The organism is Companilactobacillus halodurans (assembly GCF_009600985.1).
Lineage (GTDB): Bacteria > Bacillota > Bacilli > Lactobacillales > Lactobacillaceae > Companilactobacillus > Companilactobacillus halodurans.
In genome coordinates, this window is record NZ_VDFP01000092.1 from 1 (window position 1) to 1,706 (window position 1,706).

A 1,706-nucleotide genomic window follows, 5' to 3' on the forward strand; every position below is an offset into this window, starting at 1 on the left:
GTCGATTGATAAGATATATTTTTTCTCTGTCATTTTAACCTCTCCATATATGGATTTATGAAAGAGGTGTGACTAGCTTAGTAGTCCCACAATTGCCACCATCCCTGACGACAAATACTAAGTTAACTTTTATTAACTCCTAACATAAATCTAAATCTTACTTTCTTTTAAGCTAATTCAATTTTTTTGTTAAGAACTTCTTGTGCTTCATCCATTAATTTTTTGACGATTTCTCCAGCTGGTAATGATTCTTTGATTAGACCTGAAACTTGTCCACTAAATACCAAGCCATCTTCAACGTCATCCTTTTGAACGGCATTTCTCAAACCTTCGTTCATAACTGAGTTGAATTCATCACGTGATACTTGATCTAATTCAAGTTCTGTTAGTTTGTTAGCAATGTTGTTCTTGATGATACGTGAAGCATCTTTGATTGTGGCACCAGCAACAACAGTTGAAGTATCAGTAGCATCGATAACTAATTTTCTCCAGTTATCTCCAACAGGACTTTCTTTAGCGATTGAGAAGATTGTTCCACATTGAACACCCTTAGCACCGGCAACAAAGGCATTTACAACACCACGTCCGTCACCAATACCACCAGCAGCGATAAGTGGAATTGAAACTGCGTCAGCAATTTGTGGCCAGAGAGTTTGTGAAGTCAAGACACCAATGTGACCTCCACCTTCCATGCCTTCGGCAATAACGGCATCAGCACCCATTTCTTCCATCTTCTTAGCGATTTTAACGTTAGGAATAACAGGACATACCTTAATTCCAGCGGCTTTCAAATCTTTCATATATGGCTTTGGTGTACCAGCACCAGTTGTGACAACTTTAACGCCTTCATCGATAACGACCTTAACAACTTCTGGTGTATTAGGATCCATCAACATCAAGTTAACAGCGAATGTATTATTAGTTAATTTCTTAGCCTTTTGAATTTCTGCTCTTACTTGTTCAGGTGTTTTACCACCAGCAGCGATAATACCAAGGCCCCCACCATTTGATACGGCAGCTGCTAGATCAGCAGTAGCAACTTCTTGCATAGCTCCTTGTACAACTGGGTATTTGATTCCTAAAAGTTTACATACTTCATTCATTTTTAACATCCTCCAATAGAAAATTAAGTGATAACCAAATCCATAAATGAAATTCATAGTTTTAAAATCAATTTTCATTTTCCTAGGCTAAATATTGAAAATCGATTTTCGTTTGCAATAAATTTATTTTTGCAATCGTTTACTTATGAAAAGCATTTCTTTAATCTCTCGAGCGCTCCTACAATTTATAATACAAGCGATTATTCTAATTGCAAATTACGTTCAAATTTTTACTATTTATTAAATTATCAAAAATGCTGATTTAACGGCTTTTTGTAAATCTGCTAATTGTAAGCGTTTACTTAATATTTATGGCAATTCTAGGTAAATCTTCATTACTATTGCTTATATATCAACATTTTAACATGGTATAACTAGCTATTATGGTTATTATGATAAACAGTAAAGCATTTTTTTGCTTGAATTCATCAAATTAGCTTTATTGTTGATATATGTCATTTTAAGATATTTATTTTTGAATATTACGATAACATTTGCATAATTTAAAGTTATAGTATATATATACGTTCTTTATTGCTCTGGTTTTTATCAAAAATTAGGCATTATAATTTTTAGTTATTTTATTCAAATAATAGACTTATT

At 33.2% G+C, this 1,706-nt stretch carries 1 protein-coding gene; it reads right to left on the reverse strand.

The window, feature by feature from the left end; translation table 11 throughout:
* Positions 1–167: 167 nt before the first annotated feature.
* Positions 168–1,103: a nitronate monooxygenase gene (locus FHL06_RS12685; RefSeq protein WP_119325446.1), complete on the reverse strand. Its 936-nt coding sequence runs from the start codon at positions 1,101–1,103 to the stop codon at positions 168–170.
* Positions 1,104–1,706 lie beyond the last annotated feature (603 nt).

Bases quoted from the DNA above. Each gene is read 5' to 3' on its own strand.
- FHL06_RS12685 (WP_119325446.1), bottom strand. From the start codon at position 1,103: ATGAATGAAGTATGTAAACTTTTAGGAATCAAATACCCAGTTGTACAA.